This is a genomic window from Pseudomonas sp. YuFO8 (assembly GCF_035065025.1).
GTDB lineage: Bacteria > Pseudomonadota > Gammaproteobacteria > Pseudomonadales > Pseudomonadaceae > Aquipseudomonas > Aquipseudomonas putida_AE.
This window is the reverse complement of record NZ_JAXDEQ010000053.1, coordinates 1-26,651: the sequence shown is the minus strand read 5'-3', so window position 1 is coordinate 26,651 and position 26,651 is coordinate 1. Positions and strand designations below refer to the sequence as shown.

General features: G+C 59.8%; 30 protein-coding genes. 11 read left to right on the top strand and 19 right to left on the bottom strand.

Annotated elements, in window-relative coordinates; genetic code table 11:
* Nucleotides 1–40: 40 nt before the first annotated feature.
* From SOP95_RS28585 to prlC, 3 genes are all read right to left on the bottom strand, one after another.
* Nucleotides 41–1,099 carry a PA0069 family radical SAM protein gene (locus tag SOP95_RS28585; protein ID WP_274073845.1) on the bottom strand — a complete coding sequence of 353 codons (1,059 nt, stop codon included), beginning with the start codon at nucleotides 1,097–1,099 and terminating at the stop codon, nucleotides 41–43.
* A 113-nt stretch (nucleotides 1,100–1,212) separates the two neighbouring features.
* Nucleotides 1,213–1,500, bottom strand: coding sequence for a YheV family putative zinc ribbon protein (locus SOP95_RS28580; protein ID WP_323609109.1), 288 nt, complete (start codon nucleotides 1,498–1,500; stop codon nucleotides 1,213–1,215).
* Nucleotides 1,497–3,575: an oligopeptidase A gene (prlC, locus tag SOP95_RS28575; protein ID WP_323609108.1), complete on the bottom strand. Its 2,079-nt coding sequence runs from the start codon at nucleotides 3,573–3,575 to the stop codon at nucleotides 1,497–1,499. The genes SOP95_RS28580 and prlC overlap by 4 nt, the downstream gene beginning before the upstream one ends.
* 62 nt (nucleotides 3,576–3,637) lie before the next feature.
* Between prlC and SOP95_RS28570 the strand changes: the two genes are divergently transcribed.
* Both SOP95_RS28570 and SOP95_RS28565 read left to right on the top strand, forming a co-directional pair.
* A complete protein-coding gene (locus SOP95_RS28570; RefSeq protein WP_274073847.1) occupies nucleotides 3,638–4,183 on the top strand; it encodes a gamma carbonic anhydrase family protein in 546 nt (181 codons plus the stop codon).
* A 28-nt stretch (nucleotides 4,184–4,211) separates the two neighbouring features.
* Nucleotides 4,212–4,862, top strand: a complete 651-nt coding sequence (locus SOP95_RS28565; protein ID WP_323609107.1) for an HAD family hydrolase — start codon at nucleotides 4,212–4,214, stop codon at nucleotides 4,860–4,862.
* A 109-nt stretch (nucleotides 4,863–4,971) separates the two neighbouring features.
* Here the strand turns inward: SOP95_RS28565 and SOP95_RS28560 are convergent, their stop codons facing one another.
* Nucleotides 4,972–6,048, bottom strand: coding sequence for an aminopeptidase (locus tag SOP95_RS28560; protein WP_323609106.1), 1,077 nt, complete (start codon nucleotides 6,046–6,048; stop codon nucleotides 4,972–4,974).
* Nucleotides 6,049–6,107: 59 nt separating this feature from the next.
* Here SOP95_RS28560 and SOP95_RS28555 point away from each other — a divergent pair, with 59 nt between their 5' ends.
* Both SOP95_RS28555 and SOP95_RS28550 read left to right on the top strand, forming a co-directional pair.
* Entirely contained in the window at nucleotides 6,108–6,530 is a 423-nt protein-coding gene (locus tag SOP95_RS28555) for a PA0061/PA0062 family lipoprotein (protein ID WP_274073850.1), read from the top strand.
* Nucleotides 6,531–6,570: 40 nt separating this feature from the next.
* A complete protein-coding gene (locus SOP95_RS28550; protein ID WP_323609105.1) occupies nucleotides 6,571–6,990 on the top strand; it encodes a PA0061/PA0062 family lipoprotein in 420 nt (139 codons plus the stop codon).
* A gap of 13 nt (nucleotides 6,991–7,003) precedes the next feature.
* On the opposite strand, the gene SOP95_RS28545 is transcribed toward SOP95_RS28550, so the two are convergent.
* Nucleotides 7,004–7,237, bottom strand: a complete 234-nt coding sequence (locus SOP95_RS28545; RefSeq protein ID WP_323609103.1) for a DUF1161 domain-containing protein — start codon at nucleotides 7,235–7,237, stop codon at nucleotides 7,004–7,006.
* Between the two features lie 146 nt (nucleotides 7,238–7,383).
* Complete coding sequence (locus SOP95_RS28540) at nucleotides 7,384–7,815, bottom strand: OsmC family protein (protein WP_274073853.1); 432 nt, start codon at nucleotides 7,813–7,815, stop codon at nucleotides 7,384–7,386.
* A gap of 240 nt (nucleotides 7,816–8,055) precedes the next feature.
* On the opposite strand from SOP95_RS28540, the gene SOP95_RS28535 reads away from it, so the two are divergent.
* On the top strand, nucleotides 8,056–9,057 hold the full coding sequence (locus SOP95_RS28535) for an LLM class flavin-dependent oxidoreductase (RefSeq protein WP_274073854.1): 1,002 nt from the start codon (nucleotides 8,056–8,058) through the stop codon (nucleotides 9,055–9,057).
* A gap of 77 nt (nucleotides 9,058–9,134) precedes the next feature.
* Here SOP95_RS28535 and SOP95_RS28530 read toward each other — a convergent pair whose 3' ends face one another.
* Entirely contained in the window at nucleotides 9,135–9,359 is a 225-nt protein-coding gene (locus tag SOP95_RS28530; protein WP_274073855.1) for a DUF1161 domain-containing protein, read from the bottom strand.
* Nucleotides 9,360–9,480: 121 nt separating this feature from the next.
* Entirely contained in the window at nucleotides 9,481–9,696 is a 216-nt protein-coding gene (locus SOP95_RS28525; RefSeq protein WP_010465710.1) for a dodecin, read from the bottom strand.
* 157 nt (nucleotides 9,697–9,853) lie between these two features.
* On the opposite strand from SOP95_RS28525, the gene SOP95_RS28520 reads away from it, so the two are divergent.
* A complete protein-coding gene (locus SOP95_RS28520) occupies nucleotides 9,854–10,180 on the top strand; it encodes a DUF883 family protein (protein WP_077185133.1) in 327 nt (108 codons plus the stop codon).
* Here SOP95_RS28520 and SOP95_RS28515 read toward each other — a convergent pair.
* Nucleotides 10,153–11,070 (bottom strand): LysR family transcriptional regulator, encoded by a 918-nt coding sequence (locus SOP95_RS28515; RefSeq protein WP_274073856.1) that lies wholly within the window; start codon nucleotides 11,068–11,070, stop codon nucleotides 10,153–10,155. The genes SOP95_RS28520 and SOP95_RS28515 overlap by 28 nt on opposite strands.
* Before the next feature lie 114 nt (nucleotides 11,071–11,184).
* Here SOP95_RS28515 and trpB point away from each other — a divergent pair, with 114 nt between their 5' ends.
* From trpB to SOP95_RS28500, 3 genes are all read left to right on the top strand, one after another.
* Nucleotides 11,185–12,420: a tryptophan synthase subunit beta gene (gene trpB / locus SOP95_RS28510; protein ID WP_323609102.1), complete on the top strand. Its 1,236-nt coding sequence runs from the start codon at nucleotides 11,185–11,187 to the stop codon at nucleotides 12,418–12,420.
* Entirely contained in the window at nucleotides 12,420–13,232 is an 813-nt protein-coding gene (gene trpA / locus SOP95_RS28505) for a tryptophan synthase subunit alpha (protein ID WP_274073858.1), read from the top strand. The genes trpB and trpA overlap by 1 nt, the downstream gene beginning before the upstream one ends.
* Nucleotides 13,233–13,353: 121 nt before the next feature.
* Nucleotides 13,354–13,800: an anti-virulence regulator CigR family protein gene (locus SOP95_RS28500; protein ID WP_323609101.1), complete on the top strand. Its 447-nt coding sequence runs from the start codon at nucleotides 13,354–13,356 to the stop codon at nucleotides 13,798–13,800.
* 71 nt (nucleotides 13,801–13,871) lie between these two features.
* Here the strand turns inward: SOP95_RS28500 and SOP95_RS28495 are convergent, their stop codons facing one another.
* The 10 genes from SOP95_RS28495 to SOP95_RS28450 all read right to left on the bottom strand — a co-directional run bounded on the left by SOP95_RS28495 (nucleotide 13,872) and on the right by SOP95_RS28450 (nucleotide 23,756).
* The gene (locus tag SOP95_RS28495) at nucleotides 13,872–15,833 is read right to left on the bottom strand and encodes a DUF7844 domain-containing protein (protein ID WP_323609100.1); all 1,962 of its coding nucleotides are present in this window, start codon (nucleotides 15,831–15,833) and stop codon (nucleotides 13,872–13,874) included.
* Nucleotides 15,830–16,150: a DUF2388 domain-containing protein gene (locus SOP95_RS28490; protein ID WP_020798084.1), complete on the bottom strand. Its 321-nt coding sequence runs from the start codon at nucleotides 16,148–16,150 to the stop codon at nucleotides 15,830–15,832. The genes SOP95_RS28495 and SOP95_RS28490 overlap by 4 nt, the downstream gene beginning before the upstream one ends.
* Nucleotides 16,151–16,178: 28 nt before the next feature.
* Entirely contained in the window at nucleotides 16,179–16,496 is a 318-nt protein-coding gene (locus SOP95_RS28485) for a DUF2388 domain-containing protein (protein ID WP_274073861.1), read from the bottom strand.
* Nucleotides 16,497–16,603: 107 nt separating this feature from the next.
* Nucleotides 16,604–16,921 carry a DUF2388 domain-containing protein gene (locus tag SOP95_RS28480; RefSeq protein ID WP_274073862.1) on the bottom strand — a complete coding sequence of 106 codons (318 nt, stop codon included), beginning with the start codon at nucleotides 16,919–16,921 and terminating at the stop codon, nucleotides 16,604–16,606.
* A gap of 337 nt (nucleotides 16,922–17,258) precedes the next feature.
* Entirely contained in the window at nucleotides 17,259–17,474 is a 216-nt protein-coding gene (locus SOP95_RS28475; RefSeq protein ID WP_007902752.1) for a DUF1127 domain-containing protein, read from the bottom strand.
* 319 nt (nucleotides 17,475–17,793) lie between these two features.
* A complete protein-coding gene (locus SOP95_RS28470) occupies nucleotides 17,794–19,287 on the bottom strand; it encodes an acetyl-CoA hydrolase/transferase family protein (RefSeq protein ID WP_323609099.1) in 1,494 nt (497 codons plus the stop codon).
* 215 nt (nucleotides 19,288–19,502) lie between these two features.
* Nucleotides 19,503–20,936 carry an NAD(P)(+) transhydrogenase (Re/Si-specific) subunit beta gene (locus tag SOP95_RS28465; protein WP_323609098.1) on the bottom strand — a complete coding sequence of 478 codons (1,434 nt, stop codon included), beginning with the start codon at nucleotides 20,934–20,936 and terminating at the stop codon, nucleotides 19,503–19,505.
* Nucleotides 20,933–21,289 (bottom strand): NAD(P) transhydrogenase subunit alpha, encoded by a 357-nt coding sequence (locus SOP95_RS28460; protein WP_008064823.1) that lies wholly within the window; start codon nucleotides 21,287–21,289, stop codon nucleotides 20,933–20,935. Before SOP95_RS28460 ends, SOP95_RS28465 begins: the two co-directional genes overlap by 4 nt.
* Before the next feature lie 11 nt (nucleotides 21,290–21,300).
* Nucleotides 21,301–22,422, bottom strand: coding sequence for a Re/Si-specific NAD(P)(+) transhydrogenase subunit alpha (locus SOP95_RS28455; RefSeq protein WP_046818713.1), 1,122 nt, complete (start codon nucleotides 22,420–22,422; stop codon nucleotides 21,301–21,303).
* A gap of 434 nt (nucleotides 22,423–22,856) precedes the next feature.
* Nucleotides 22,857–23,756, bottom strand: a complete 900-nt coding sequence (locus SOP95_RS28450) for a LysR family transcriptional regulator (protein ID WP_323609097.1) — start codon at nucleotides 23,754–23,756, stop codon at nucleotides 22,857–22,859.
* Between the two features lie 157 nt (nucleotides 23,757–23,913).
* On the opposite strand from SOP95_RS28450, the gene SOP95_RS28445 reads away from it, so the two are divergent.
* On the top strand, nucleotides 23,914–25,095 hold the full coding sequence (locus SOP95_RS28445) for an acyl-CoA dehydrogenase (RefSeq protein ID WP_008064832.1): 1,182 nt from the start codon (nucleotides 23,914–23,916) through the stop codon (nucleotides 25,093–25,095).
* Between the two features lie 12 nt (nucleotides 25,096–25,107).
* Nucleotides 25,108–26,328, top strand: a complete 1,221-nt coding sequence (locus SOP95_RS28440; protein WP_274073866.1) for a CaiB/BaiF CoA transferase family protein — start codon at nucleotides 25,108–25,110, stop codon at nucleotides 26,326–26,328.
* Nucleotides 26,329–26,651 lie beyond the last annotated feature (323 nt).

Genomic DNA, 26,651 nt, shown 5'->3' with positions numbered 1-26,651 from the left:
GTGCGCGTGTTCCCAGTAATCAACCATAGGCCAATTGTCCTCAAATCAGCGACATTTGGCGACCGGGCGGACAAAAGGCTTCGCAGTCCAGGTTGAAACCCTCCCGATGGTTGAGCCCCAGGCGCTTGATGGCCTTGGCAAAACGTTGGGCCAACAGATCGGCAAAGGGACCTTCACCGCGCATGCGGGCGCCGAAGCGACTGTCGTATAGCTCGCCGCCTCGGGTCTGGCGAATCAGGCTCAGGACATGCGCCGCCCGTTGTGGATAGTGGGCAGCCAGCCATTCTTCGAACAACGGCGCGACTTCCAGGGGCAGGCGCAACATCATGTAGGCGGCGCTCTGCGCCCCGGCCGCATGGGCCTCTGTAAGCAGGTTTTCGATTTCGCTGTCGTTGATCATCGGAATCATCGGTGAACACAGCACGCCCACCGGAACCCCGGCTTCGCGCAACACCCGGATTGCCCGCAGCCGGGCCTTGGGCGCCGCAGCACGGGGTTCGAGGATGCGTTTGAGTTCGTCGTCCAGCGTGGTCAGGCTGATCATCACCGCCACCAGCCGTTGTCGGGCCAGTTCGGCCAACAGGTCCAGGTCGCGCAGAATCAACGAGCCTTTGGTCACGATTGTCACCGGATGACGGTAGCGCAGCAGCACTTCGAGGGTTTGGCGGGTGATCTTGTACTCACGCTCGATGGGCTGGTAAGGGTCGGTGTTGGACCCCAGGTTGATGGGGGCACACTGGTAGCCACGCCTGGAAAGCTGTTCCTCCAGTATGTCCGCAGCATTGGTCTTGGCGATCAGCTTCGTCTCGAAATCCAGGCCTGGCGACATGTCCCAATAGGCGTGGCTGGGTCGCGCATAACAGTAGATGCACCCGTGCTCGCAGCCGCGATAAGGGTTGATCGATCGGTCGAAGGGCAGGTCCGGTGAGTTGTTGCGGGTGATGATGGTTTTCGCAGTCTCGATGGACACCTCGGTGCCTTGGGTCATCGGCGCTTCCTGAAACCAGCCGTCGTCCTCGGCCACCGAACGATGGGGGGCGAAGCGATTGTGCGGGTTGGTCGCGGTGCCGCGACCGCGAGGGGGCAAGGGCGTGTTCATGGGGATAGCTCGCATGCTGTATGTCTATACAGTATACGGCGAAGGCTTGAGTGACCAGTGCCGTTTGGCAGCTTCTCCCACGGCATTGCGCCGTGGGAGATGGCGCTTTCTACTCAGTGCTGTTCGTCAGGCTTTTTCTTCAGTTTCGGATTCGGAAAAAACTGCACCGCCTGAACCTTGGTGTCCGCAGGCTTGAGCGCGGATGTGTTGACCCGCGTGCCCAGTTCCTTGGGAACGGACAGACCTTGTTCATTCAGCGTATCGGAATAACCGCAGGCCACGCACTCGCGATGCGGTACATCGTATTCACTCCACATCATCAATTTGTCCGGCTCGCTGCAGGCCGGGCAGACCGCGCCGGCGATAAAGCGTCGTTTGGTAATCACGGGACCCTCACTCATGCTGCCGCGCCCTCACTCAGGCCGCTGTGGCGCAAGAGTGCGTCAATCGAAGGCTCACGACCACGGAAGTCGACGAACAGCACCATTGGCTCCTGGGAACCGCCGCGCGCCAGGATGGCTTCACGGAACGCCCGGCCGGTATCGGCATTGAGCACACCTTCTTCCTCGAATTTCGAGAACGCATCGGCCGAGAGCACTTCAGCCCATTTGTAGCTGTAGTAACCCGCCGCGTAACCGCCGGCGAAAATGTGCGCGAAGCTGTTAGGGAAACGGTTGTAGGCCGGAGGGCGCATCACCGACACCTCGTCGCGTACACCTTCGAGTACTTGCAGCACGCTGCGGCCGTCACCGTGGGTGGCGTGCAGTTCGAAGTCGAACAGCGAGAATTCCAGTTGGCGAACCATCATCAGGCCGGACTGGAAGTTTTTCGCCGCGAGCATTTTCTGCAGCAGGTCCTGGGGCAGTGGTTCGCCGGTTTCATAGTGACCGGAGATCAACGCCAGCCCCTCGGGCTCCCAGCACCAGTTTTCCATGAATTGGCTTGGCAACTCGACCGCATCCCAGGCCACGCCGTTGATGCCGGACACGCCGGCATGTTCGACTCGGGTCAGCAAGTGATGCAGGCCATGACCGAACTCGTGGAACAGGGTGGTGACTTCATCGTGGGTCAGCAGGGCAGGCTTGCCGCTGTCGGCCGGCGTGAAGTTGCACACCAGGTTGGCCACCGGGCTCTGCAGCACGCCCTCGGCGGTGCGACGACGATCACGGGCACCGTCCATCCAGGCACCACCGCGTTTGTTGGCGCGGGCGTACAGGTCGAAGAAGAAGCGGCCGACGTGCTGGCCGTTTTCCTTGATTTCGAACAGGCGGACATCCGGGTGCCAGGAATCAAAACCTTTTTGCTCGGCGATCTCGATGCCGTACAGACGCTGAACGATGGCGAACAGCCCACTGAGCACCTTGTCGATTGGGAAGTAGGCGCGCAGGGCTTCCTGGGCAACGCTGTAACGCTGCTCGCGAAGTTTTTCGCCATAGAAACCGCTGTCCCAGCTTTGCAGGTCCGGGCAGCCTTGTTCGGCGGCGTAAGCCTTGAGCTGTTCCAGGTCCTGGGCGGCGAACGGTTTGCTGCGCTTGGCCAGGTCGCGCAGGAAACTCAGTACCTGATCGCTGGATTCAGCCATTTTGGTGGCCAGGCTCAGTTCCGAGAAACTGGCGAAACCCAGGAGTTTTGCCAGTTCCTGACGCAGGTCGAGGATTTCCTGCATGACCGGGCCGTTATCATTCTGGCCGGCATTCGGGCCCTGGTCCGACGCGCGGGTGCAGTAGGCGGCGTAGACTTCCTCGCGCAGGGCGCGGTCGTGGGCGTAGGTCATCACCGCGTAGTAGCTCGGGAATTCCAGGGTGATCAGCCAGCCATCGAGGTCCTTGGCTTGCGCGGCGGCGGCCATTTGCGCCTTGGCTGAATCGGTCAGGCCGGCGAGGGCGGCCTCGTCGGTGATGTGCTTGGTCCAGGCCTGGGTAGCATCCAGCAACTGGTTGGAGAAGCGACTGCCCAGCTCCGATAGTTTGCTTTGCACTTGGGCGTAACGCTTCTGCTCAGCTTCCGGCAGGTCGATACCCGATAGACGGAAATCGCGCAGGGCGTGTTCCAGGATAGTTTTCTGCGCTACGTCGAAACCGCCTGCTTGCGGGCTGTTGGCCAGGGCCTCATAGGCCTGGAACAGTTCACGGTTCTGGCCCATTTCGGTGGAGTAGGCGCTCAACGCCGGCAGGCAAGCCTCGTAGGCTTCGCGCAGTTCGGCGCTGTTGCACACGGCATTCAAGTGGCTGACCGGACTCCAGGCCGCACCCAGGCGGTCGTTGAGCTCGTCCATTGCCAGCACCAGCCCGGCCCAGGTCGGTTGTTTGCCCTGGGTCTTGAGGATCTCGATAATGGCGGCGCGATTGTCAGCCAGGATCTGTTCAATGGCCGGTTGCACGTGCTCGGCACGGATCGCGGAGAACGGCGGCAGGTCGTAGGACTGCAAAAGAGGGTTGTTCACGCTCACGGTTGGCACCTTGGCTGGAAGAAACATGCAGCCATCTTAATTACAATCGACGCTCACCGCAGCTATCAGCAACAGAGAGAAATCCTATCGTGAACCTTCGCAAGTACCAGAATCACTCGCCACTGCTCGGCAAGGGCGCTTTTGTCGACGGCTCGGCGGTGGTGATCGGCGATGTCGAGATCGGCGAAGACAGCTCCGTTTGGCCCCTTACGGTGATCCGCGGCGACATGCACCGCATCCGCATCGGTGCTCGCACCAGCGTGCAGGATGGCTGCGTACTGCACATCACCCATGCCGGGCCGTTCAACCCCGACGGTTTCCCGTTGTTGATCGGCGATGACGTGACCATCGCCCACAAAGTCATGCTGCATGGCTGCACCGTGGGCAGCCGGGTGTTGATCGGCATGGGCAGTATCGTCATGGACGGTGCGGTGGTCGCCGACGACGTCATCATCGGTGCCGGCAGCCTGGTACCTCCGGGTAAACGCCTGGACAGCGGTTTCCTGTATGTGGGCAGCCCGGTGAAACAGATCCGCCCGCTGACCGATAAGGAACAAGCCTTTTTCACCTACAGCGCGGCGAACTACGTGAAGCTCAAGGACCTGCATCTGGCCGAAGGCTACGACCGGATCTGAAACGTCTCGCTATTGCCCAGGAATTTTCATGCATTACCAAACCGTACTGTTCGACCTTGATGGCACCCTGACCGACCCGCGCGAAGGCATTACCCGTTCGATTCAGTTTGCCCTGGGCAAGCTGGGCATCGATGAGCCCGACCTGAGCAAGCTCGAGCACTTTATCGGTCCGCCCTTGTTACAGGCCTTCATGCAGTTCTATGACTTCGACGAGGCCAGGGCCTGGGAGGCGGTGAACTTCTATCGTGAACGCTTCAAGGTCACCGGGCTGTACGAAAATCGCGTATTCGACGGGGTCACGCCGTTGTTGGAAATGCTTGGCGGGCAAGGGCGACAGCTGTACATCGCGACCTCCAAGCCCTGGGTTTTCGCCCGGGAAATCGCTCGGCATTTCGACTTCGCCAGACACTTCAAGGTGATCTACGGCAGCGAACTGGACGGCACCCGGACTAACAAGGTCGAACTGATTGCCCATCTGGTGGCCGAAGAGGGCCTCGACCCGGCCCAGACCCTGATGATCGGCGATCGCAAGCATGACCTGATCGGTGCGCGCAGCAATGGGCTGGATGTGGCGGCTGTTGGGTATGGGTTTGGCAGTCGGGAAGAGTTAAGCGCAGAAGCGCCGACCTATCATTTTGAAACGCTGGATGAGATGCATCAGGCGTTTTTGCAGCGTTGATCAGAACGCCTTCGCGGGCAAGCCCGCTCCCACAGGGTATTGCGTCGTCGACACAAATCACTGTGGGAGCGGGCTTGCCCGCGAAGAGGACCTCACTGCCACCGAAGATTCAGGATCCAGCCAACTCCTTCAACGCCGTCTTGCGCTCAACAACCGGCAACACACCCAACTTCTCGACCTGCGCATAAAACCTCACCCAATCCCCGCCCTCTTGCCTGAACAGCGCCGCAAACGCCGGCACCCACTGGTCATACAGGCCAAACGGCAGCAACCGCGCATTGTTCATCGGCGCATTGATCCACGCGTCATAACGTTTGTCCCCGGCCCATTGGCTGTCACGCAGCTGTCGGTATTCGCTGCGCAGGCGCTCGAATTCCGCTGCTTTTCGCTGGCGCATTTGCTCAGGCGGCAGCGGCTGGCTGTAGAGTTTTTCCAGCCGGGTGCGGGTATCCAGCACCAGCGCAATGAACTGGTCCCGTTGTTGCGACAGCAAGGTGCTGTCCGGCGGCAGGCCCCGAAACGCCCGCCATTGGCGGGTGCCTTCCTGCTCGACGAAGGTGGCGAATGACTCGTTGAACTCAGTGTCGTCCTTCACATAAACGCGCTGGTGCGCGAGCTCATGAAAGATCAGCGTGGCCAGGCGTTCATCGCCCCAGCCCATCATGGAGTTCATGATCGGGTCGTTGAACCAGCCCAAGGTCGAATAGGCCTCTACGCCACCGATGAACACGTCCATGCCTTGCAGGCGTTGCACTGCCGCCTCGCCGCGAGCCGCGCCCTGGCTGTAATAGCCGCGATAGGCCACGCAACCGGCGATGGGGAAGCAGTGGTTTTGCGGTTTCAGGGAAAATTCCGGGGTGACAAACACGTTCCAGACGACATAGGGGCGGCCAATGTCGGCATACAAGCGGTAACTCTGATTGTCCGGCAGGTGCAGTTGCTGGCTGGCGAAGGTCCGGGCCCTTTGTGATTGGGCCAAGTGCGTACGCAATTTCTGATCGCGCTGTGGATCGGCAATTACCCGGGTAACGGGCTCCCGTGCCCGCAGCAGTTGCAGCTGGCCACTCGCCAACTGACTGTAGTAGCTGATGCTGGAACAACCGTTGAGTAACAAAAACAACACACCCGGAAACAAAATGCGTAAAACGCGATCAAGTAACCCATGGCTTCGACGCGGCCTGATCAAAATAAAAAATCCCTGGAGAGTCTGCTCGCAAGACTATCCCGCTTGACTGGAGCTCCGCTATGCGCAAGTTGATGCTGACGGGAGGCCTGCTGACGCTGGCCGGTTGTGCCGGATTCGGATTACCTCACCATGATCCGACGCAAGCCTGGATCGATCTGGAATCCCATCAGGAAGACTCGGCCCTGGTGGCGCTGGAGGTGGACAACAAAGCAGCCACCGACAAGCGCTATTTCGAGGTTCAACCCGGCAGCCATGAGCTGACCGTTCGCTACCAGTTCCCGGTCCAGCCCACCAATATCGGCCCCAATGCGGAACCTCTGTGGCGTGACTGCCAGATGAATGTGAAATTCAGCGACTTCAATGCGGGCGAGCGCTACCAGCTGCAAGCGGGGAATATCGGCTTCCGGCCATGGGCCAAGCTTTATGATCAGCAGCGAAAAGTGATTGGCCAGGGCACACCGGCTGGCTGCCAACGGACCTGATCGGCGCTATTCTGAGTATCCCGACATTGGGACATTCATCATGCGCAGGATGATGCTGTTACTCGCCGCAAGTGCAGTGGCCGGCTGTTCGTCGCCGATGCCGGCGGCCAATCCCAATATGGCGTGGGTCGACTTCTCTACGCCATTCCCCAACGATAAATTGCTGATGGGCGAGCGATTGGATAACCAGCGCTTGCGCGACGGACGATTTTTCCAGGTCACTCCCGGTAGCCATGTGCTCACCGTACGCTTCGATTTCGAGGTGCCAGGCGGGGGCTCGGACTTGTTCGGCGGCTCCACCGAGCGGCTGTGCTACATGATCATCAAATACGATCATTTCGAAGCCGGTCAGCGATATCTGCTGCAAGCCCGCTCCATGGCGTTCACCCCTGAAGCGCGCCTCTATAATGCCAAGCGCGAGATCGTCGCCGAAGACAGCCAGGTCAACTGTGTGCCGTAGGAGCGGTCAGCGGTCAGCGGTCATTCTTCTGGTAGATGATTTTTTTGGTGCCGCCGTCGCACGAGCCTACGACCATGTTCTGATCGTGCACTTCGTCATTGGTCACGATTTCCAGGGTATAGGACGTCACCCCGCGGGCCTGGATCTTGGCTTCGATTTCGGCCTTGAGTTCTTCACAAGGTTTAGGTGCCGCCAGGGCCGAAGTGGCCAGGGCGCAACAGATAACCGCCAAGGCAAAACGTTTCATGGTTGAAGCTCCTTCAGGCAGCGCGCACAGGTCATGCGTTTTTGCTGCTGTCATTTATTCGACCACAGTTTTGCCCGGCAAATCTTACATAACGCAAAAAAGATCGCAGCCTTCGGCAGCTCCTACAGGGCTGCGATCTTTTGGATTCAACTGACTAAAGTCGCATCCAGGCTGATTTTCGCGTTCAGCACCTTGGATACCGGGCAGCCCTCCTTGGCCTTGTTGCTCAACTCATCGAATTGCGCCTGGCTCGCGCCGGGGATTTTTGCCTTGAGAATCAATTTCACCGCCGTGATTGCAAAACCACCCTCTACCTGATCCAGGGTCACTTCGGCGTTGGTGTCGATGCTGTCGGCCTTGAGGCCGGCATCGCCGAGAATCATGGAAAACGCCATTGAAAAACAGCCCGCGTGGGCGGCGCCGATCAACTCTTCCGGGTTGGTGCCCTTGCCGCCTTCAAAGCGGGCCTTGAAGCCATACGGCGCGTCCCTGAGCACACCGGTTTCGGTGGAAATCGAGCCGATGCCGGTTTTCAGATCGCCTTCCCAGTGGGCCGATGCTTTCTTTGTGATAGCCATGCCTGTCTCCTCAAGATCCGGCGCGAAGCGTCGCGCCGTTGTGGTTTCGTTCGCTAGGGTTCTGAGGATAGACCGGGCAGCAAAGTTCAGCGCATCTGATCGCAGCGTCATTTTGTCAGTAAATTTCTCTGTGCTATTGAAACTCGGGTATATGCCCTCATTGCATGAAACACGCTTATGGATTCGGCAGGTTTTCGTTTGTATCAAGAAACCTGCGCCCTCAATTGGAGAAGCAGGTTCATGAAACGACTGTCCGATATCAAGTTTTCGACCCTCGACCTGGTGCCCGTTCGGGAGAACGGCAGCGCCGCGCAATCGTTGCGCAACTCGCTGGACCTGGCGCAACACGTCGAGAAATTCGGCTATAACCGCTTTTGGGTGGCCGAACACCACAACATGGACGGCATTGCCAGTTCCGCGACCTCCGTGCTGCTCGGCTATCTGGCCGGTGGTACCTCGACCATTCGTGTCGGTTCTGGCGGGATAATGCTGCCCAACCACGCGCCACTGGTGATCGCCGAACAATTCGGCACGCTGGAAAGCCTGTATCCGGGGCGCATTGACCTGGGGCTGGGCCGTGCGCCTGGTTCCGACCAGATGACTGCCCGCGCACTGCGCCGCGAGCGCTCCGGCAGTGCCGACGACTTCCCGGAAGATGTGGCCGAACTGGTGCGTTATCTCGGCCCACGCACACCGGACCAGCGCATCATCGCGATGCCGGGCACCGGCACCAATGTTCCGATCTGGCTGCTGGGCTCAAGCCTGTTCAGTGCGCAGCTGGCAGGCGAACGCGGTTTGCCCTATGCCTTCGCCTCGCATTTCGCTCCGCGCTTCATGCATGAGGCTATTCGTGTCTACCGCAATCATTTCAAACCTTCGGCCGTGCTGGACAAGCCTTACGTGATGCTTGGCGTGCCGCTGGTGGCCGCCGACACGGATGAACAGGCCGACTATCTGGCGACCTCGGTGTTCCAGCGCATTCTCGCCCTGATGCGTGGCCAGAGCCTGGTGCAACGTCCGCCGGTGAAAACCATGGACGGGCTATGGCTGCCTCATGAGAAGGAAGCCGTCAGTGATTTCCTGGGGCTGGCGATGATCGGCAGCCCGCAAAAAATCCGCGCCAGGCTGGAAGTGCTGATCGAGCAGACTCAAGCCGACGAGCTGATTTTCACCTGCGACCTGTACGAACACGCGGACCGTCTGCATTCCTATGAGCTACTGGCGCAGGTCATGAAGGGCTGAGCAAGCTAACCGCAAAAAGCCGACGCGATGGCGTCGGCTTTTTGCTAGCAATTGGTTGGGGCCACCGTTTGTCGGGGCTATCGCTTGTAGACTATTTCCTTGCTGCCCTTTTCGCAGGTGCCGACGATTTTTCCGCCAGACGCATTGCCTTTATCGACAATTTCCAGCGAATAACCGGAAACGCCCTTGGCATCGAGCTTTGCCGCGATCTCGGCTTTCAATTCTTCGCAGGACTTGCCGCCTTCAGCGAAGGCAGTACCCGCCAGGCTCAACAAGCCTACCGCCAAAATAAACTTCTTCATCGGTCGCATTCTCTGGTCGGATCAAAAAAAGGCATCCAGCCATTGGCCGGAAACGCATCTAGCGCATTGCCATTCCCTATGGCACTCGGCCAGCGCGCAAGTTCAGAAGACTAGACCAACCTCAACTGCTGGCAATCCGGAACCCGACCTTGAGCGTCACCTGGAAGTGCGCAGCCTTGCCGTCCTTGATGTGTCCGCGGGTTTCGGTCACTTCAAACCATTCCAAGTGCTTGATACTTTTGTTGGCCTCGGCCAAGGCGTTGTTGATCGCGTCTTCGATACTGCTGGTGGATGAGCCGACGAGTTCGACTTTCTTATAGGTGTGATGGTCAGTCATGGCGTTCTCCTTAGGGTGTGAATTACAGCCTAGCAGTGATTTTCCGTCTTACTGCCTTCGGTCGGTGCGACATGGATGCTCACATTTACTGCACTTTCTCGAGTCCCTGAAGTCCCAACCAACACACGCCACTCATCAACAATGCAGGAGAGCCACCATGGCCAACAGCTCGTTACGTAAAGCCTCATTGCAAAGCATGGAAGCGGAGATCGAGAGTCTGCTCAAATCCTTGGAAAGCCTGAAGGACGACGCCTCGGACGAGTCGCGTAAAACCCTCAAGGTGTTGAAAGGCAATGCGGAGAACGCTTTGAGGCATTCGCGCCATCTGCTCACCGATGCCTATGAAGAGGTCAAGGTCAAAACCCGTGAGACCGGCATTGCCACTCGGGACTACGCGCAGGAGCATCCTTGGACGACCGCCGGGGTTGCTGTCGGTGCGCTGGGCCTGCTGGCGGCCTACCTGCTGTTTAAGCGCGGGGAATGATCGGTCTGGCGCAGCTCATTCTTGAGCCATTGCGCCAGTTGCCTGGCGCGCCCGTCCGCGGCGCGCTTGGGTAACCACAAGGCCAGGTGAGCGGGGGTTTCACAAAATCCCCATGGGGCAACCAGGCGACCCGCCTTCAAATCCTCGGCCACCAACGGCTCGGGGGCGATAGCCACGCCCAGCCCGGCCACGGCTGCTTCCAGCAAATAATACAGATGTTCGAACCCCTGACCGTACTTCAACGCCTTGGCGTCGAGGTCGCTTTGCTGCGCCCAACTGGGCCAGGCTTGCGGACGCGAAGTGGTGTGCAGCAACGATTCAGTGAGCAGCGCTTGGGCCGGCGCCGTTTGCAGGCGCTCATATCCGGCGAACCGAGGGCTCATGACCGGGCCGATCCGTTCGCTGGCCAGTTCGAAGACCTGCATGTCCGCGGGCCAGGGTGGCTCGGCAAACACCAGCAGGGCGTCCAACCCCGGGCGACGGGGATCGAGATCGCCTTCACCGGCTGACAGGTGCAGGCGCAGGTCGGGCAGATCAGCGTTCAGCCGTCCCAGACGCGGTATGAACCAGCGCGCCAGCAGGCTTCCCGAGCAGCCGAGGACGAACGGCGCATCCGCGGTGCTTTGCGTGAGTTCGGCGCACACGCTGCGCAAGCGCTCGAACGCTTCGCCGCTGGCGTCACGCAAACGCATGCCGGCATCTGTGAGTTTCAGGCCGCGCCCGTCCTTGATGAACAGACTCACGCCGAGGTGTTCTTCAAGCACTTTCAGCTGCCGGCTGACCGCACCATGGGTGACGTGCAGCTGTTCGGCAGCCTGACTGACGCTGTTCAGGCGGGCCGTGGCTTCGAAGGCGCGCAGTGCGTTCAACGGTGGGAGGTCGTGGCTCATTTGATCTGTGAGTTTTCCTGACAGGTTGCAGCGATCTTATCGGTTTTCAGCCCGGGGCGTCAGGGGGTAGAGTGATGCCCATTGTATTCCTACGCAATTCAACTGGAGCGCCCCATGACCCAGACTAATCTGCGCAACGGCCCTGACGCCAACGGCCTGTTTGGCGCGTTCGGTGGCCGTTATGTTGCCGAAACCCTGATGCCGTTGATCCTCGACCTGGCCCGTGAATACGAAGCGGCCAAGGAAGATCCTGCCTTCAAGGAAGAGCTGGCCTACTTCCAGCGCGATTACGTCGGTCGTCCGAGCCCGCTTTATTTCGCCGAGCGCCTGACCGAATTCTGTGGCGGCGCAAAAATCTATCTCAAGCGTGAAGAGCTCAACCACACCGGCGCGCACAAGATCAACAACTGCATCGGCCAGATCCTGCTGGCGCGGCGCATGGGCAAGAAACGCATCATCGCCGAAACCGGCGCCGGCATGCACGGTGTGGCGACGGCCACCGTGGCCGCGCGTTTCGGCCTGGACTGCGTGATCTACATGGGCACCACCGACATCGAACGCCAGCAGGCCAACGTGTTCCGCATGAAGCTGCTGGGCGCCGAAGTGATCCCGGTGGTGGCCGGTACCGGCACCCTGAAGGATGCGATGAACGAAGCCCTGCGCGACTGGGTGACCAACGTCGACAGCACCTTCTACCTGATCGGCACCGTGGCCGGTCCGCACCCTTACCCGGCGATGGTTCGCGACTTCCAGGCCGTGATCGGCAAGGAAACCCGTGACCAGCTGCAAGCCCAGGAAGGCCGCCTGCCCGACAGCCTGGTGGCGTGCATCGGTGGTGGTTCCAACGCCATGGGCCTGTTCCACCCGTTCCTTGACGACAAGAGCGTCGAGATCATCGGCGTGGAAGCGGCCGGCTACGGCATCGAGACCGGCAAGCACGCGGCCAGCCTGAACGGCGGCGTACCGGGTGTACTGCACGGCAACCGCACCTTCCTGTTGCAGGATGACGATGGCCAGATCATCGACGCCCACTCGATCTCCGCTGGCCTCGACTACCCGGGCATCGGCCCGGAACACGCCTGGTTGCATGACATCGGCCGTGTCCAGTACACCTCGGTGACCGACGACGAAGCACTCGCGGCCTTCCACCAGTGCTGCCGCCTGGAAGGAATCATTCCTGCCCTGGAAAGCGCCCATGCCCTGGCTGAAGTGTTCAAGCGCGCGCCGACCCTGCCCAAGGATCACCTGATGGTGGTCAACCTGTCTGGCCGTGGCGACAAAGACATGCAGACCGTGATGCACCACATGGAACACTCTCAACAAGAGCCATCCAAGCAGGAGAAACACTGATGAGCCGCCTGCAAACGCGTTTTGCCGAACTCAAGGAACAGAATCGCGCCGCTTTGGTGACTTTCGTTACCGCTGGCGACCCGGGCTATGACACCTCCCTGGCGATCCTCAAGGGCCTGCCAGCGGCGGGCGCCGACGTGATCGAGCTGGGCATGCCCTTCACCGATCCGATGGCTGACGGCCCGGCGATCCAGCTGGCCAACATCCGTGCCCTGGAGGCCAAGCAGAACCTGGCGAAAACCCTGGAAATGGTGCGTGAGTTCCGCAAGGACAACAACGAAACGCCCCTGGTGCTGATGGGCTACTTCAACCCGATCCACAAATACGGCGTGCCGCGGTTCATTGCCGAGGCGAAAGAAGCGGGTGTCGACGGCTTGATCGTGGTCGACATGCCACCCGAGCATAACGGTGAACTGTGCGACCCGGCCCAGGCCGCGGGCATCGATTTCATCCGCCTGACCACACCGACCACTGATGATGTGCGTCTGCCAACCGTCCTCAACGGCAGTTCCGGGTTTGTGTACTACGTGTCGGTGGCCGGTGTGACCGGTGCGGGCGCGGCAACCCTGGAGCACGTCGAAGAAGCAGTGGCGCGTCTGCGTCGCCATACCGACCTGCCGATCAGCATCGGTTTCGGCATCCGCACGCCGGAACAAGCGGCGAACATCGCGCGTCTGGCCGATGGCGTGGTCGTGGGTTCGGCGTTGATCGATCAGATCGCCAATGCCACGACTGCGGAGCAAGCGGTCGATGGCGTTTTGAGCCTGTGCTCGGCGTTGGCCGATGGCGTGCGTAAGGCCCGTGTCAGCTGAAGGTAAAGTTCCTGATACAGAGGAATTAGAGCCTCCCAACACAGACTAACCAGCAAGACCGAGGGCTTCAGGACCATGTTCTGAAGCCCTTTTTGCTGCAGGTGTTCTGAGGAAAGACCCAATGAAAATGCCGAAACGTCTGATTGCCAGCCTGGGTGTGCTGATGCTCAGTGCGACCCCATTGCTGCACGCCAGCGCCGATCAGCGCGACGATCATGACCACGGCGGCCCGCAACAGGGCCATTACGATAACCGTGACTATGACCATCGTGGCGGGCAGGACAATCATCGCGGTGGGCCGCCTCCTCGGGACTTTGCCCCGGTGCGTCAGACGATTCATGACCAGCGCGAGTATTTCGTCCGTGGTGCGCCGTTGCCACCAGGCATTCATCTGGAGCGTGGTCGGCCGCTGCCCCGTGGTTATTACGGCGAACGCCTGGATAACAGGGCGTTGGAGCGACTGCCGTATTACCCGGGTTACGAATGGCGTCGTGCGGGCGGGGATGTTGTGCTGATTGCTGCGGGTACGGGGATTGTCTACGAGGTGTTGCAGGGCGTTTTGTATTGATGGGGCCAGCGTGAAAAGATCGCAGCCTTCGGCAGCTCCTACAGGAGGCTGCGATCTTTGCTTTTATGACCTCATGGCAACTCCAATCCACCCGATGCCTTGTGCAACTTGCGCAAATGTTCGCCAATCTGTCTCACGTTGGCTTCATTGGCTGCCATTTCCGCTGCACGATCTGGATCGAGGAGCGCCCTGACTTCCTTGTCCAGATCCCCGGTCAATACCTGAAGCTGCTTCTGCCGCAGGCTGGTTTCCGATTCCAGGCGTTGCCATTCAGCAGGTTGCGGCAGGCCATAGCCGCCGCTGCCGAGCAGTTCCGCCGGGCGACTGAGGAAACCGCTGTTGTCGAGAATTTGCCTCAGAGTCGCGTTGGCTTTGTCCATTCCGCCGTTTTTCAGCTCACGGGCCCCCAGGTAACGTTGTTTCACCTCATCCTGGGCCAGGAGCAACTGCTGGCGATAGCTTGCCTGCTCGAGCAAGAGCAAGGCCGCGCTGGTGCGCAAGTCTGCCTGATCGAACCATTGGCGGCGCTCTGCTGCAGTCAGGGACAACCAGTCTTCGACCTTTTCCTGTTTGATCGGCAGGCGCTTTCTCAACACCTCGAACATCGCTTGATAGCGATCGCGGAAAGAGTCGAAGCGATAACCCAGGCGAAGGGCTTCACGCGGGTCGTCCAGCACGCTGGTATCCGCCAGCCCGCGGCCCTTCAACACTTCCAGCAAGCCATTGGGCATGATGTTGTCCAGGGCAACCAGTTTTGAGTTGTTGGTCCCGCCACGCAGCAGCTTCAGCTCTTCCACGGCGCAGTTGTTCGACAGGAAGAAGTAGTTGCCGTCGTAACTCCAGTGCATCTCGGCGGCACGCTCCACCACGTTTTCAATCTCGTCACGCGACAGGTTCAGTGGCACGGAGGCGAGGCTGCGCAACTCGGTCTTGGTGTATTCGTCGATCACCTGGGCCAGTGGCAACACGAACAGGCGGGACGGGTATTTACCCACCAGGCCATCCCAACTCGATAGCTGCACGTCGCCCACGAACGCGCGGTAGGACAGTACCAGGTGCTGGTCCAGGTCCAGGCGGCAATCCGGCCCGCGGGGTCTGCCCGGGGCGCAGATCACCAGGCGCAACATGCTGTGGCCCCAACGGCTGACCCAGTTCTGGTTGGCCTCTGCCAGCAAGTAGTCGACGGCGTAGACCCGCTCCGGATCGACCTGGCCCAGGGGGGTCTTGGCGAAGTCATTGCCGGCGTTGAGGAATGCGAAGGTCCTGGCGCAATCGCCTTTGGCGGCGGGAGCCCAGCCGAAGTGCTCTTCGTAGTAGCGGTACAGCGCCGGGCGACGACAGGCGTAGCTCGGGTCGAGGAGGAAATACTCCATGTTGACCGCGACGAATTCCTTCGGGCTGCTGATCTCGTAGATGTCCGGGCTGCGGGCGATCTGGCGGTTGTGCTGTTCGCGCTCGCCACGCCGGCCAACGTATTGCTGCCAACCGGCGAGGTCGAGCAGGCGCGGGTCATCACTGAGTGTGAAGCGCCGGCCCGATTGGCCACGGCATTGGTCGGGAATGCCCACCAGCCCCGAGCTGCTCTCCTGGCGGGTGCAGCGTTGAATCAACGTGCGTTCCGACGTAGGCCACAAGCGCGAGCGGTCATAAATGTGAGTCAGCTCGTGCAACACCGTGGCCAGCAGTTCCCGGCGCACAGTGCCATGGGGGCGATTGGTTTTTTTGCTCGCCGCACTGCCGTCGGTGAGGCTGGCCAGCAGTTTGCGATTCAGGTCGAGTTCGGACACCGGCGACGCCTGGCCATAGGCATCGCTGCGCATGTCATCGGTCCAGCCGACGTCGATGCGCCGGTCGAGTTGCTCGATGAACCGCGGCGGCAATGCCTGCATGGCTTCATCAAGCAACGCCTGGCTGGCCTGTTGTTGCGCGGGGCTCAGGCCTTCGGTCTTGAGGTGCAGTTCGAGGTCGGCGTGGGCCGTGCTGCCAAACAGCAGCACGACCCCGGCCAACAGCAAGGCAACTGGAGACCTCACAGTGCGAGGATGGCTTCGGCGAGATCCTGGTCACTGGCATCGCGGGCTTCCGGAACGCGAGTGCGCAACAAATTGAGAGCGGATTCCAGGTGCGCGCCACGAATATCGCCGTTGCTGGCGACGAAGCTCGCAGCATCGTCCTGGGCTTCGCGGACGATTTTCGAGTCGCGGATCGACGTCGTCGTGTCGGAAGTGAAGTCCAGTGTGCGCTGGGTGGCACGAATGAGGATGTTGCTGGTGGCAACCAGGGTTTGGGCCTGGGCCACATCAGCCAACAACAGCAGGCCAAGGGTGGCAACAATCAGCGGGTTACGCATGGAACGACTCCGGAGGAACTTGGGATAACTATTGGACGAGAATTGCCTGTGCCAGTTCAAGGTCGCTGGCATGAAGTTTTGGCTGGGCGTGGCGCAGGTAAGACAAGGCCGATTCCAGTCGTACGCCTCTCATTTGACCATCACTGGCGACGAATGCCGCGGCATCATCCCGGGCGGCGAGCAACAGTTTATGGTCGAAGGGGGCAGAGGTCACCAGGCTTGAGGCATAACTGCTGGCCACAATGCCCTGGGTAGACAGGTTGAACGCATCGAAGGCATGGGCCGCCCCCGAGTAGCTGGCTGCAAGAAATACTGGGGTTATCAACAGATTTGAAAGAAAACGCATGAGACTCGACAGTTGAAAGTGAGTCCCAAGGCTAGCGCAAGGCCCGGGCTAGAGCCAGCGCGGAAACATTGGGACACGGCATGCGTGTCCCACATCAAGGCAAACGCTTAGATGGTCAGGATGGCCTGGGCCAATTGTGCGTCTGTTGCGTTCAGCTGTGGAGCCTGATGGCGAATGTGATCGAGTGCGCTTTCCAGTTTTACCCCACGGATGCTGCCTTCGCTGGCGACGAAGCTGGCAGCGTCGTCACGGGCCGCGAGCACGATCTTGTCATCCTTGAACGAAGACGTGATGTCGGAAGTCGCGTCGGAGGTGGCTTTGAGTGCACCGACGACGGCATCGGTCGTCACGATGAAGCTGGTGGCGTGGGCATTGGCCGCCACGGCAAGCAGGGCTGCAGCGCTGAGCAGACGAAGACGGGACATGGTGTAACTCCTTTGGATGAGACGATAAAGAGGTGGTGCAGTGTCTGATGATCAGACGCCAGACACGCGGGGGGCGCCACGTTCTGGCTTGATATTAGGCCTGAGCAGGACGTTTCGAACAGCCTATAAGAGAAAAGGTTGCTGGAAATCAGTTTGAACGGATGAAAAACCGTTTGCTCAACTGTATCGGTGTAATCGATAAATGAGAAAACTGTACTGGTTATGCGTTAACAGCCGGTGAAACGACAAAACCCGTCGTGGTTTCCCACGACGGGCTTTGCTTGTTCAATTCGGGTTGCTGGCGGTGGACCCTGAGGTCAGAGCCAGCGACGCTAGCTTAGCGCCAGAACGGCTTGCTCAGCTCTTCGTAGCGTTGTGCTTCGCTAATCCCGGCGTCAGCCAGCAGACGCGAATCCAGGCGAGCCAGCTGGTGGCGGCTGGAGATGCGGCGCTGCCACAGCATCAGGTTGGCGATAACGCGCAGAGGCATGGAAGCCTGGGTTTTTGCAGCGGTGTCTTCGAAGAACAGTTCGGAACTGAGTGTACGTTCCATGGTTTACATCCTTCCGCTTATGGCGGGATTAGGTAGTGGCTTGACTGGTGCCCATGATCCTCTCGTTTGCCTAGTCTCTGTAGATACAGTTCATCTGTATTGTGAGAGCTCAGTTAACTGTTTATAGGGGGTGTACTGGTCGAAAATGAGGCAACTGTACCTGTCTGCTCTATTGTGGTGCGATTTTGGTGATTTGAGGGGGTAGTGTAGGAAAATTCGGTAGGAAATGACCGGTACAGCAGTACAGTTTTTGTCGGGATTCTGTTCGGCAACGGCAAACTGACGAAACTGTGTTTGCGTCAGCTGCCATCTGTATCAATTACACGGCGATCATTCTTCCGGTTTCTTCCAGGTTCATGTGCCAGCTCAGTGCATCACGCAGGATATGCGGCGTGTGCCCGCCGATTGCGCAGGCCGCTGTGAAGTAGTCGTTCAGGGCCTGGCGGTAATCCGGGTGTACGCAGTTGTCGATGATGACGCGCGCCCGCTCCCGGGGGGCCAGGCCACGCAGGTCCGCCAGGCCGACCTCGGTGACGAGGATGTCGACATCATGTTCCGTGTGGTCAACGTGGCTGACCATCGGAACCACGCTGGAAATCGCCCCGCCCTTGGCGATCGACTTGGTCACGAAGATGGCCAGGTGGGCGTTGCGCGCGAAGTCGCCCGAGCCGCCAATGCCGTTCATCATCCGCGTGCCGCAGACGTGGGTGGAGTTGACGTTGCCATAGATATCGAACTCAAGGGCGGTGTTGATGCCAATGATGCCGAGGCGACGGACCACTTCAGGGTGGTTGGAAATTTCCTGGGGGCGCAGGACCAGTTTGTCCTTGTAGCGCTCCAGGTTGCCGAACACGTCAGCGTTGCGCCGGCTCGACAAGGTGATCGAACTGCCGGATGCAAAGCTCAGTTTGCCGGCATCGATCAGGTCGAACGTCGAGTCCTGCAGGACCTCGGAGTACATGGTCAGGTCTTCGAACGGCGAATCGATCAGGCCGCACATCACCGAGTTGGCGATGGTGCCGATACCGGCTTGCAACGGGCCGAGCTTGTTGGTCATGCGCCCGGCGCTGACTTCCTGCTTGAAGAAGTCGATCAGGTGATCGGCGATGGCCTGGGTATCCACATCCGGTGGCAGCACGGTGGACGGTGAGTCGGACTGATTGGTGACCACGATGGCGACGATCTTTTCCGGTGGAATCGGGATGGCGCTGCTGCCAATGCGATCGTCGACCTTGACCAGGGGAATCGGCGTACGAGTCGGACGATAGGTCGGGATATAGATGTCGTGCAGGCCTTCGAGGTTCGGGTTGTGCGCCAGGTTGATCTCGACGATGACGTGCTTGGCGAAAATCGCGAAACTGGCCGAGTTGCCCACGGACGTAGTCGGCACGATATGGCCTTGCTCGGTAATGGCCACGGCTTCGATCACCGCGATGTCCGGTAACTTCAGTTGCTGATTGCGCAGTTGCTCGACGGTTTCCGAGAGGTGCTGGTCGATGAACATCACCTCGCCGGCGTTGATCGCCTTGCGCAGGGTGCTGTCCACCTGGAACGGCATGCGTCGCGACAATACGCCGGCCTCGGTGAGTTGTTTGTCGAGGTCGTTGCCCAGGCTGGCGCCGGTCATCAGGCTGATCTTCAGCGGAGTGACCTTGGCCCGTTCGGCCAATGCGTGGGGTACGGCCTTGGCTTCGCCGGCGCGGGTGAAGCCGCTCATGCCGACGGTCATGCCGTCCTCAATCAGAGCGGCAGCCTCGGCGGCGCTCATCACTTTATCCAACAACGAAGGCAGGCGAATACGGTCACGGTACATGAATTGTTATCTCGGGCAACGGGTAGCAGGATGTCCAGTCTAGAGAATTTGTTGATGCCCTGTCCCGCTACCAAGGTCGCAAACGAGGCGTCTATTTCGGCACTTCCAGACAAAACACCGTTACCGTTTCGGTAACAAAGCGGCCCTTTTCCCGACGATTAACGCAAACAAAAACGCCCCGACGAGTCGGGGCGTTGTGGTATTGCCAAGCGGTCTTACTCGACGGCTTTAACCATGTCTTCGATGACTTTCTTGGCGTCGCCGAACACCATCATGGTCTTGTCCAGGTAGAACAGTTCGTTGTCCAGGCCGGCGTAGCCGCTGGCCATCGAGCGCTTGTTGACGATGATGGTCTTGGCCTTGAACGCTTCGAGGATCGGCATGCCGGCAATCGGCGATTTCGGATCGTTCTTCGCGGCAGGGTTGACCACGTCGTTGGCACCCAGCACCAGCACCACGTCGGCCTGGCCGAACTCGGAGTTGATGTCGTCCATCTCGAACACCTGGTCGTAAGGCACTTCGGCCTCGGCCAGCAGGACGTTCATGTGGCCGGGCATACGACCGGCGACCGGGTGGATCGCGTACTTCACGGTCACGCCGCGATGGGTCAGCTTCTCGGTCAGTTCCTTCAGTGCGTGCTGTGCCCGTGCTACCGCCAGGCCGTAACCCGGAACGATGATCACGGTGTCGGCGTTGGTCAGCAGGAAGGTCGCGTCGTCAGCCGAACCGGATTTGACCGGACGGGCTTCCTTGGCGCCTGCAGGACCTGCCTCGGCGGTATTGCCGAAGCCGCCAAGCAGTACGTTGAAGAAGGAGCGGTTCATCGCCTTGCACATGATGTAGGAGAGGATCGCACCGGACGAGCCCACCAGGGAGCCTGCAATGATCAGCATCGAGTTGTTCAGCGAGAAGCCGATACCCGCTGCCGCCCAGCCGGAGTAGCTGTTGAGCATGGATACGACCACTGGCATGTCCGCGCCACCGATCGGGATGATGATCAGCACACCCATGATGAAGGCCAGGGCCAGCATCAAGGCGAAGGCGCTGAGGTCTCCGGTCAACATGAAGGTGATGCCCAGGCCGAGTGTCGCCAGTCCCAGCACGAGGTTCAGTTTGTGTTGACCGGTGAACTGTACGGGTGCGCCCTGGAACAGGCGGAACTTGTACTTGCCCGACAGCTTGCCGAAGGCGATTACCGAACCGGAGAAAGTGATCGCACCAATGGCGGCACCGAGGAACAGCTCCAGGCGGTTACCGGCCGGGATCGCGTCACCCAGCTGCGCAACGATACCCAGCGACTGCGGCTCGACTACCGCCGCAATGGCGATGAACACCGCTGCCAGGCCGATCATGCTGTGCATGAAGGCGACCAGCTCGGGCATCTTGGTCATTTCAACGCGTTTGGCCATGATCGTACCGACAGTGCCGCCGATCAGCAGGCCGACGATCACGTAGACGATGCCGTCATGGGCCAGCTCAGCACCGAGCTTGTAGATCAGGCCGACCGTGGTGAGGATCGCCAGGCCCATGCCGAGCATGCCGAACAGGTTGCCGCGACGCGAGGTGGTGGGGTGCGAGAGTCCCTTGAGCGCCTGGATGAAGCAGACCGAGGCGATCAAATACAGGGAAGTAACCAGGTTCATGCTCATGCTTGCTGCACCTCAGCCTTGATTGCTTCGGCCTTGGCTGCCGGAGCCTTTGCTGGAGCCGCTTTCTTCTTGAACATTTCCAGCATGCGCCGGGTGACCAGGAAGCCACCGAACACGTTGACCGCGGCCAGGGCCACGGCCAGGGTGCCCATGGTCTTGCCCAGCGGGGTCACGGTGAGGGCGGCAGCGAGCATGGCGCCGACGATGACGATGGCCGAGATCGCGTTGGTCACGGCCATCAGTGGGGTGTGCAGTGCAGGCGTCACGTTCCAGACCACGTGGTAGCCGACATAGATGGCCAGCACGAAGATGATCAGGTTGTAGATACCGTGAGAGATCAGCATGTCTTCCATTGTTTTTATCCTCAGCCGTTCTTGCGCACGATCTGGCCGTCGCGGCACATCAGGCACGCGGCGACGATATCGTCTTCAAGGTTGATCACCAGTTGTCCTTCTTTATCGAACAACAGTTTCATGAAGTCCAGCAGGTTGCGTGCATACAGGGCCGAAGCATCGGCGCCTACGGCGGCAGCCAGGTTGGTCGGGCCAACGATGGTCACGCCGTTTTCGACGACCACCTGATCGGCCACGGTCAGCGGGCAGTTGCCACCCTGGGCAGCGGCGAGGTCGATGACCACCGAGCCGGGTTTCATCTGTGCCACGGTTTCCGCGCTGAGTAGTGTCGGTGCCTTGCGACCCGGAATCAGTGCCGTGGTGATGACGATGTCAGCCTGCTTGGCGCGCTCGTGCACGGCCACGGCCTGACGCTGCATCCAGCTGGCCGGCATCGGGCGGGCGTAACCGCCGACACCGACGGCGCATTCACGTTCTTCATCGGTCTCGTAAGGCACGTCGACGAACTTGGCGCCCAGGGATTCGATCTGCTCCTTCACCGCAGGACGCACGTCGGACGCTTCGATCACCGCGCCCAGGCGCTTGGCCGTGGCAATGGCCTGCAATCCGGCAACACCGGCGCCGAGAATCAGCACCCGCGCCGCTTTCACGGTGCCCGCAGCGGTCATCAGCATCGGCATGAAGCGCGGATAATGATGAGCGGCCAGCAATACGGCTTTATAGCCGGCGATGTTGGCTTGCGAGGACAACACATCCAGGCTCTGGGCGCGGGAGGTGCGAGGTGCGGCCTCCAGGGCAAAGGCGGTAATGCCGCACTCGGCCATCTTGGCGATGGTTTCGTTGTTGAACGGATTGAGCATCCCCACCACAACGGTGCCGCTCTTTATCAGCGCAAGCTCGCTGTCGCTGGGGGCGACGACCTTCAAAATCAGCTCTGCACCAAATGCCTCACTGGCGCTGCCAATGGTTGCGCCGGCAGCTTCATAGGCACTGTCGACAACGCTGGCATTGACGCCGGCGCCGCTTTGTACAGTGACCTTGTGACCCTGGCCGATCAGCTTCTTGATGGTTTCGGGGGTTGCAGCAACCCGTGTTTCACCGGTCTGGGTTTCGAGAGGAACACCAATGTGCACGTCAAATCTCCTGCGTGATCTTATTGAGTAAACCCATGCACTACGGATGGTGCGGCTGGGGCGGCCGATCAGCACGACCCCGCTAAATTCAGGCGGGGCGCGGCATTTTGCAGGCGAACTTTGTGCCCTTCAAGGGATTATGACGGGTGACGGAAAATTAACTACAAGTCACCCCGTGACCGAATGTCGCAACCAAACGGCTCAATCCCGTCTAGGCCGTGCCTTTCGTGGATTATGGGGCCAATCCAACAAATTACACATCGGCCATATGAATGATGCGACATGGTGATGAAATAGTGGCGCAAAGCCGCGTCGTCAGGCGCTTGTGGCACGTTTGTACTGCTTGGCTTTACAGTTTTCCTCCATGCGACAAATACTTATATCTGTAGGGTTTTAATTTTTCTGACTACGAGGTCAGATAATTGCCCGGGGCCTTATCCTTCAAGGCTGTAGCCATGGGCCTGAGTTACCAGCCAGTCCCGAAAAGCCCTTAAAGACGCCGATTCGACCTTTCTCTCCGGAATCATCAGGTAATAGGCCTTGATACTGGAGAGTGCCTGGGGGTTGGCGATCACCAGGCGCGCCTCGGCCAGTTCGCGCTGAATCAGGAACGGCGGGATCAGCGCAATCCCCATGTCGTGCATCGCGGCCTGGGCCAGCATGGAGAATAGCTCGTAGCGCGGCCCTGTCATGTCCCGCGGCACGTTCAGGTGCTGAGAGGCGAACCATTGGCGCCAGGCATAGGGGCGGGTGGTCTGTTGCAGTAGGGGCAGGTCGGCGATTTCGGCGGGTGTCAGGACATTCTTCTTGCCCAGCAGGTTAGGGCTGCACACGGGCATCGGGTTTTCACCCATCAACCTGTGGGATTCAGTACCCGACCAATCCGCATCACCGAAATAGATCGCGGCGTCGAAATCGGTGTCGGCAAACAGGAATGGCCGCGTGCGGTTGGTCAGGTTGACCGTCACTTCCGGATGTTTCTGCTGAAAGTCCTTGAGCCTGGGCAGCAGCCACTGGGTGCCGAAGGTCGGAACCACGGCCAGTTCGATTACGTTGGCGCCCTGCTGGCCCATCACGGACAAGGTGTCGCGCTCGACCGCATCGAGTTGAGTGGCCACCCGGCGACTGTAGGAAAGGCCCGCCTCCGTCAGCTTGACCCCGCGCCGGGAGCGTCGGAACAGTTCCACGCTGAGGAACTCCTCGAGGCTGGCGATCTGTCGGCAAATGGCCCCTTGGGTCAGCGAAAGCTCCTGGGCGGCCTTGGTGAAGCTTTCATGGCGTGCGGCCGCCTCGAAGCTGATCAGGGCGGTGGTGCTGGGTATTTTCCTGCGCATGTACGTCAACCTCACTAATACATCGCCTTGAAAGGGATTTGCGACGTTTCGGAGTGAGAAATTAGCACAACAGTATGCGAAATCCTCGTTTGCCCAAGCGTCGAACCCGGCCTAGGATCACTGCACGTTATTTGACCTGTTTCGAGAGGACACACTCATGGCCGGTAAAGCTAGCTTCAACTGGATCGATCCCCTGCTGCTGGATCAACAGCTCACCGAAGAAGAACGCATGATCCGCGACACCGCTGCGCAGTTCGCCCAGCAGAGTCTCGCGCCGCGCGTGCTCGAAGCTTTCCGCCATGAAAAGACCGACCCGGCGATCTTCCGCGAAATGGGTGAAGTGGGCCTGTTGGGCGCAACCATCCCGGAACAGTACGGCGGCAGTGGCCTGAACTACGTCAGCTACGGCCTGATTGCCCGTGAAGTCGAGCGTGTCGACTCCGGCTATCGCTCGATGATGAGCGTGCAGTCCTCGCTGGTGATGGTGCCGATCAATGAATTCGGTACCGAAGCGCAGAAACAGAAATACCTGCCAAAACTGGCATCGGGCGAGTGGATCGGTTGCTTCGGCCTGACCGAGCCTAACCATGGCTCTGATCCAGGTGCGATGATCACCCGTGCTCGCAAAGTGGAAGGCGGCTACAGCCTGACCGGCAGCAAGATGTGGATCACCAACAGCCCGATCGCCGATGTGTTCGTGGTCTGGGGCAAGGACGATGCCGGCGACATCCGTGGCTTCGTGCTGGAAAAGGGCTGGAAAGGCCTGAGCGCCCCTGCGATTCACGGCAAGGTTGGCCTGCGTGCTTCGATCACCGGTGAAATCGTCATGGACAACGTGTTCGTTCCGGAAGAAAACATCTTCCCTGACGTCCGTGGTCTGAAGGGCCCTTTCACCTGCCTGAACTCGGCCCGTTACGGCATCTCCTGGGGCGCACTGGGTGCCGCCGAGTTCTGCTGGCACACCGCCCGTCAATACACCCTGGACCGCCAGCAGTTCGGTCGCCCATTGGCCGCCACCCAGCTGATCCAGAAGAAACTGGCCGACATGCAGACCGAAATTACCCTGGCGCTGCAAGGCTGCCTGCGCCTGGGTCGCATGAAGGACGAAGGTACTGCGGCGGTTGAAATTACCTCGATGATGAAGCGCAACTCCTGCGGCAAGTCCCTGGATATCGCGCGCATGGCCCGCGACATGCTGGGCGGCAACGGTATCTCGGACGAGTTCGGGGTTGCCCGTCATCTGGTCAACCTGGAAGTGGTGAATACCTATGAGGGTACGCATGACGTCCACGCGCTGATCCTCGGTCGCGCGCAGACCGGCATCCAGGCGTTCTATTAATAGGAGAACGTTATGGGCGCGCTTTCGCATCTACGGGTATTGGATTTATCGCGGGTGCTGGCCGGGCCGTGGTCCGGGCAGATCCTCGCCGACCTTGGCGCCGAAGTGATCAAGGTCGAGCGTCCGGGCAATGGCGATGACACGCGCGCCTGGGGCCCGCCGTTCCTCAAGGACGCCTATGGCGAGAACACCAGCGAGGCCGCCTATTACCTGTCGGCCAACCGCAACAAGCAATCGGTCACCATCGACTTCACGCGCCCTGAGGGGCAGAAGCTGGTGCGTGAGCTGGCGGCCAGGTCGGACATCCTGATCGAGAATTTCAAGGTCGGCGGCCTGGCGGCCTACGGTCTGGACTATGAGTCGCTGAAGGCGATTAATCCTGAACTGATTTATTGCTCGATTACCGGTTTTGGGCAAACCGGTCCTTACGCCAAGCGTGCGGGTTATGACTTCATGATCCAGGGCCTGGGTGGCCTGATGAGCCTGACGGGTCGACCTGAAGGCGAAGAGGGAGCCGGGCCGGTCAAGGTTGGCGTGGCGCTGACGGATATTCTCACCGGACTCTATTCCACGGTTGCCATTTTGGCGGCGCTTGCGCATCGAGACCACGATGGTGGCGGGCAGCATATCGATATGGCGTTGCTGGATGTCCAGGTCGCGTGCCTGGCCAACCAGGCGATGAATTACCTGACAACGGGCAATGCGCCAAAGCGTCTGGGTAATGCTCATCCGAACATCGTGCCTTACCAGGACTTTCCTACGGCAGATGGCGATTTCATCCTGACTGTCGGCAACGATGGGCAGTTTCGCAAATTTGCCGAAGTGGCGGGGCAGCCCCAGTGGGCCGATGATCCGCGTTTTGCGACCAACAAGCTGCGGGTGGCAAACCGGGCGGTGCTGATTCCCCTGATCCGCCAGGCTACGGTGTTCAAGACGACCGCTGAGTGGGTTGCTCAGTTGGAACAGGCCGGTGTGCCGTGCGGCCCTATCAATGATCTGGCGCAGATGTTTGAAGACCCTCAGGTCAAGGCGCGCGGGTTGGCGATCGAGTTGCCTCACGCCCTGGCTGGCATGGTGCCACAGGTGGCCAGTCCGATTCGGTTGTCCGAGACGCCGGTGGAGTACCGGTATGCGCCACCTTTGCTGGGCGAGCATACGCTGGAGGTTCTGCAGCGGGTGCTTGGCCTGGAGGCTGGAGCCGTGTCTGCTTTGAAGGCTTCGGGCGTTCTCTGATGGCGCTTTTCTATATAGAGGAGCGTTTGTCTTTCTGGATAGGGTTCAATCAGGGCGTTTTGGCGCCTCCTGCAAGTTATTGATAGAACGCCGGAATCAATGCTTGACGGCAGATTCTGGAAGCCTATAATTCGCCCCACTTCCGGCGCAGTCGAAACGGAAAACTCTTTGGTAAACAATGAGTTACGCAGTTTTGGCGGCAGGTTGCTTCAGTTCATCGAGGCCAAGAGGAAGTTGAAAAGAGGTGTTGACAGCAGCGTGTAACGCTGTAGAATTCGCCTCCCGCTGACGAGAGATCTGAAGCGCAAGTGGTTGAAGTTGTT

Bases quoted from the DNA above. Each gene is read 5' to 3' on its own strand.
- SOP95_RS28475 (WP_007902752.1), bottom strand. From the start codon at position 17,474: ATGGAACGTACACTCAGTTCCGAACTGTTCTTCGAAGACACCGCTGCA.
- SOP95_RS28525 (WP_010465710.1), bottom strand. From the start codon at position 9,696: ATGACTGACCATCACACCTATAAGAAAGTCGAACTCGTCGGCTCATCC.
- SOP95_RS28470 (WP_323609099.1), bottom strand. From the start codon at position 19,287: ATGTACCGTGACCGTATTCGCCTGCCTTCGTTGTTGGATAAAGTGATG.
- SOP95_RS28565 (WP_323609107.1), top strand. From the start codon at position 4,212: ATGCATTACCAAACCGTACTGTTCGACCTTGATGGCACCCTGACCGAC.
- SOP95_RS28490 (WP_020798084.1), bottom strand. From the start codon at position 16,150: ATGCGTAACCCGCTGATTGTTGCCACCCTTGGCCTGCTGTTGTTGGCT.
- trpB (WP_323609102.1), top strand. From the start codon at position 11,185: ATGACCCAGACTAATCTGCGCAACGGCCCTGACGCCAACGGCCTGTTT.
- SOP95_RS28520 (WP_077185133.1), top strand. From the start codon at position 9,854: ATGGCCAACAGCTCGTTACGTAAAGCCTCATTGCAAAGCATGGAAGCG.
- SOP95_RS28540 (WP_274073853.1), bottom strand. From the start codon at position 7,815: ATGGCTATCACAAAGAAAGCATCGGCCCACTGGGAAGGCGATCTGAAA.
- SOP95_RS28555 (WP_274073850.1), top strand. From the start codon at position 6,108: ATGCGCAAGTTGATGCTGACGGGAGGCCTGCTGACGCTGGCCGGTTGT.
- SOP95_RS28550 (WP_323609105.1), top strand. From the start codon at position 6,571: ATGCGCAGGATGATGCTGTTACTCGCCGCAAGTGCAGTGGCCGGCTGT.
- trpA (WP_274073858.1), top strand. From the start codon at position 12,420: ATGAGCCGCCTGCAAACGCGTTTTGCCGAACTCAAGGAACAGAATCGC.
- SOP95_RS28585 (WP_274073845.1), bottom strand. From the start codon at position 1,099: ATGAACACGCCCTTGCCCCCTCGCGGTCGCGGCACCGCGACCAACCCG.
- SOP95_RS28580 (WP_323609109.1), bottom strand. From the start codon at position 1,500: ATGAGTGAGGGTCCCGTGATTACCAAACGACGCTTTATCGCCGGCGCG.
- prlC (WP_323609108.1), bottom strand. From the start codon at position 3,575: ATGTTTCTTCCAGCCAAGGTGCCAACCGTGAGCGTGAACAACCCTCTT.
- SOP95_RS28515 (WP_274073856.1), bottom strand. From the start codon at position 11,070: ATGAGCCACGACCTCCCACCGTTGAACGCACTGCGCGCCTTCGAAGCC.
- SOP95_RS28440 (WP_274073866.1), top strand. From the start codon at position 25,108: ATGGGCGCGCTTTCGCATCTACGGGTATTGGATTTATCGCGGGTGCTG.
- SOP95_RS28465 (WP_323609098.1), bottom strand. From the start codon at position 20,936: ATGAGCATGAACCTGGTTACTTCCCTGTATTTGATCGCCTCGGTCTGC.
- SOP95_RS28485 (WP_274073861.1), bottom strand. From the start codon at position 16,496: ATGCGTTTTCTTTCAAATCTGTTGATAACCCCAGTATTTCTTGCAGCC.
- SOP95_RS28480 (WP_274073862.1), bottom strand. From the start codon at position 16,921: ATGTCCCGTCTTCGTCTGCTCAGCGCTGCAGCCCTGCTTGCCGTGGCG.
- SOP95_RS28445 (WP_008064832.1), top strand. From the start codon at position 23,914: ATGGCCGGTAAAGCTAGCTTCAACTGGATCGATCCCCTGCTGCTGGAT.
- SOP95_RS28535 (WP_274073854.1), top strand. From the start codon at position 8,056: ATGAAACGACTGTCCGATATCAAGTTTTCGACCCTCGACCTGGTGCCC.
- SOP95_RS28460 (WP_008064823.1), bottom strand. From the start codon at position 21,289: ATGGAAGACATGCTGATCTCTCACGGTATCTACAACCTGATCATCTTC.
- SOP95_RS28500 (WP_323609101.1), top strand. From the start codon at position 13,354: ATGAAAATGCCGAAACGTCTGATTGCCAGCCTGGGTGTGCTGATGCTC.
- SOP95_RS28530 (WP_274073855.1), bottom strand. From the start codon at position 9,359: ATGAAGAAGTTTATTTTGGCGGTAGGCTTGTTGAGCCTGGCGGGTACT.
- SOP95_RS28450 (WP_323609097.1), bottom strand. From the start codon at position 23,756: ATGCGCAGGAAAATACCCAGCACCACCGCCCTGATCAGCTTCGAGGCG.
- SOP95_RS28545 (WP_323609103.1), bottom strand. From the start codon at position 7,237: ATGAAACGTTTTGCCTTGGCGGTTATCTGTTGCGCCCTGGCCACTTCG.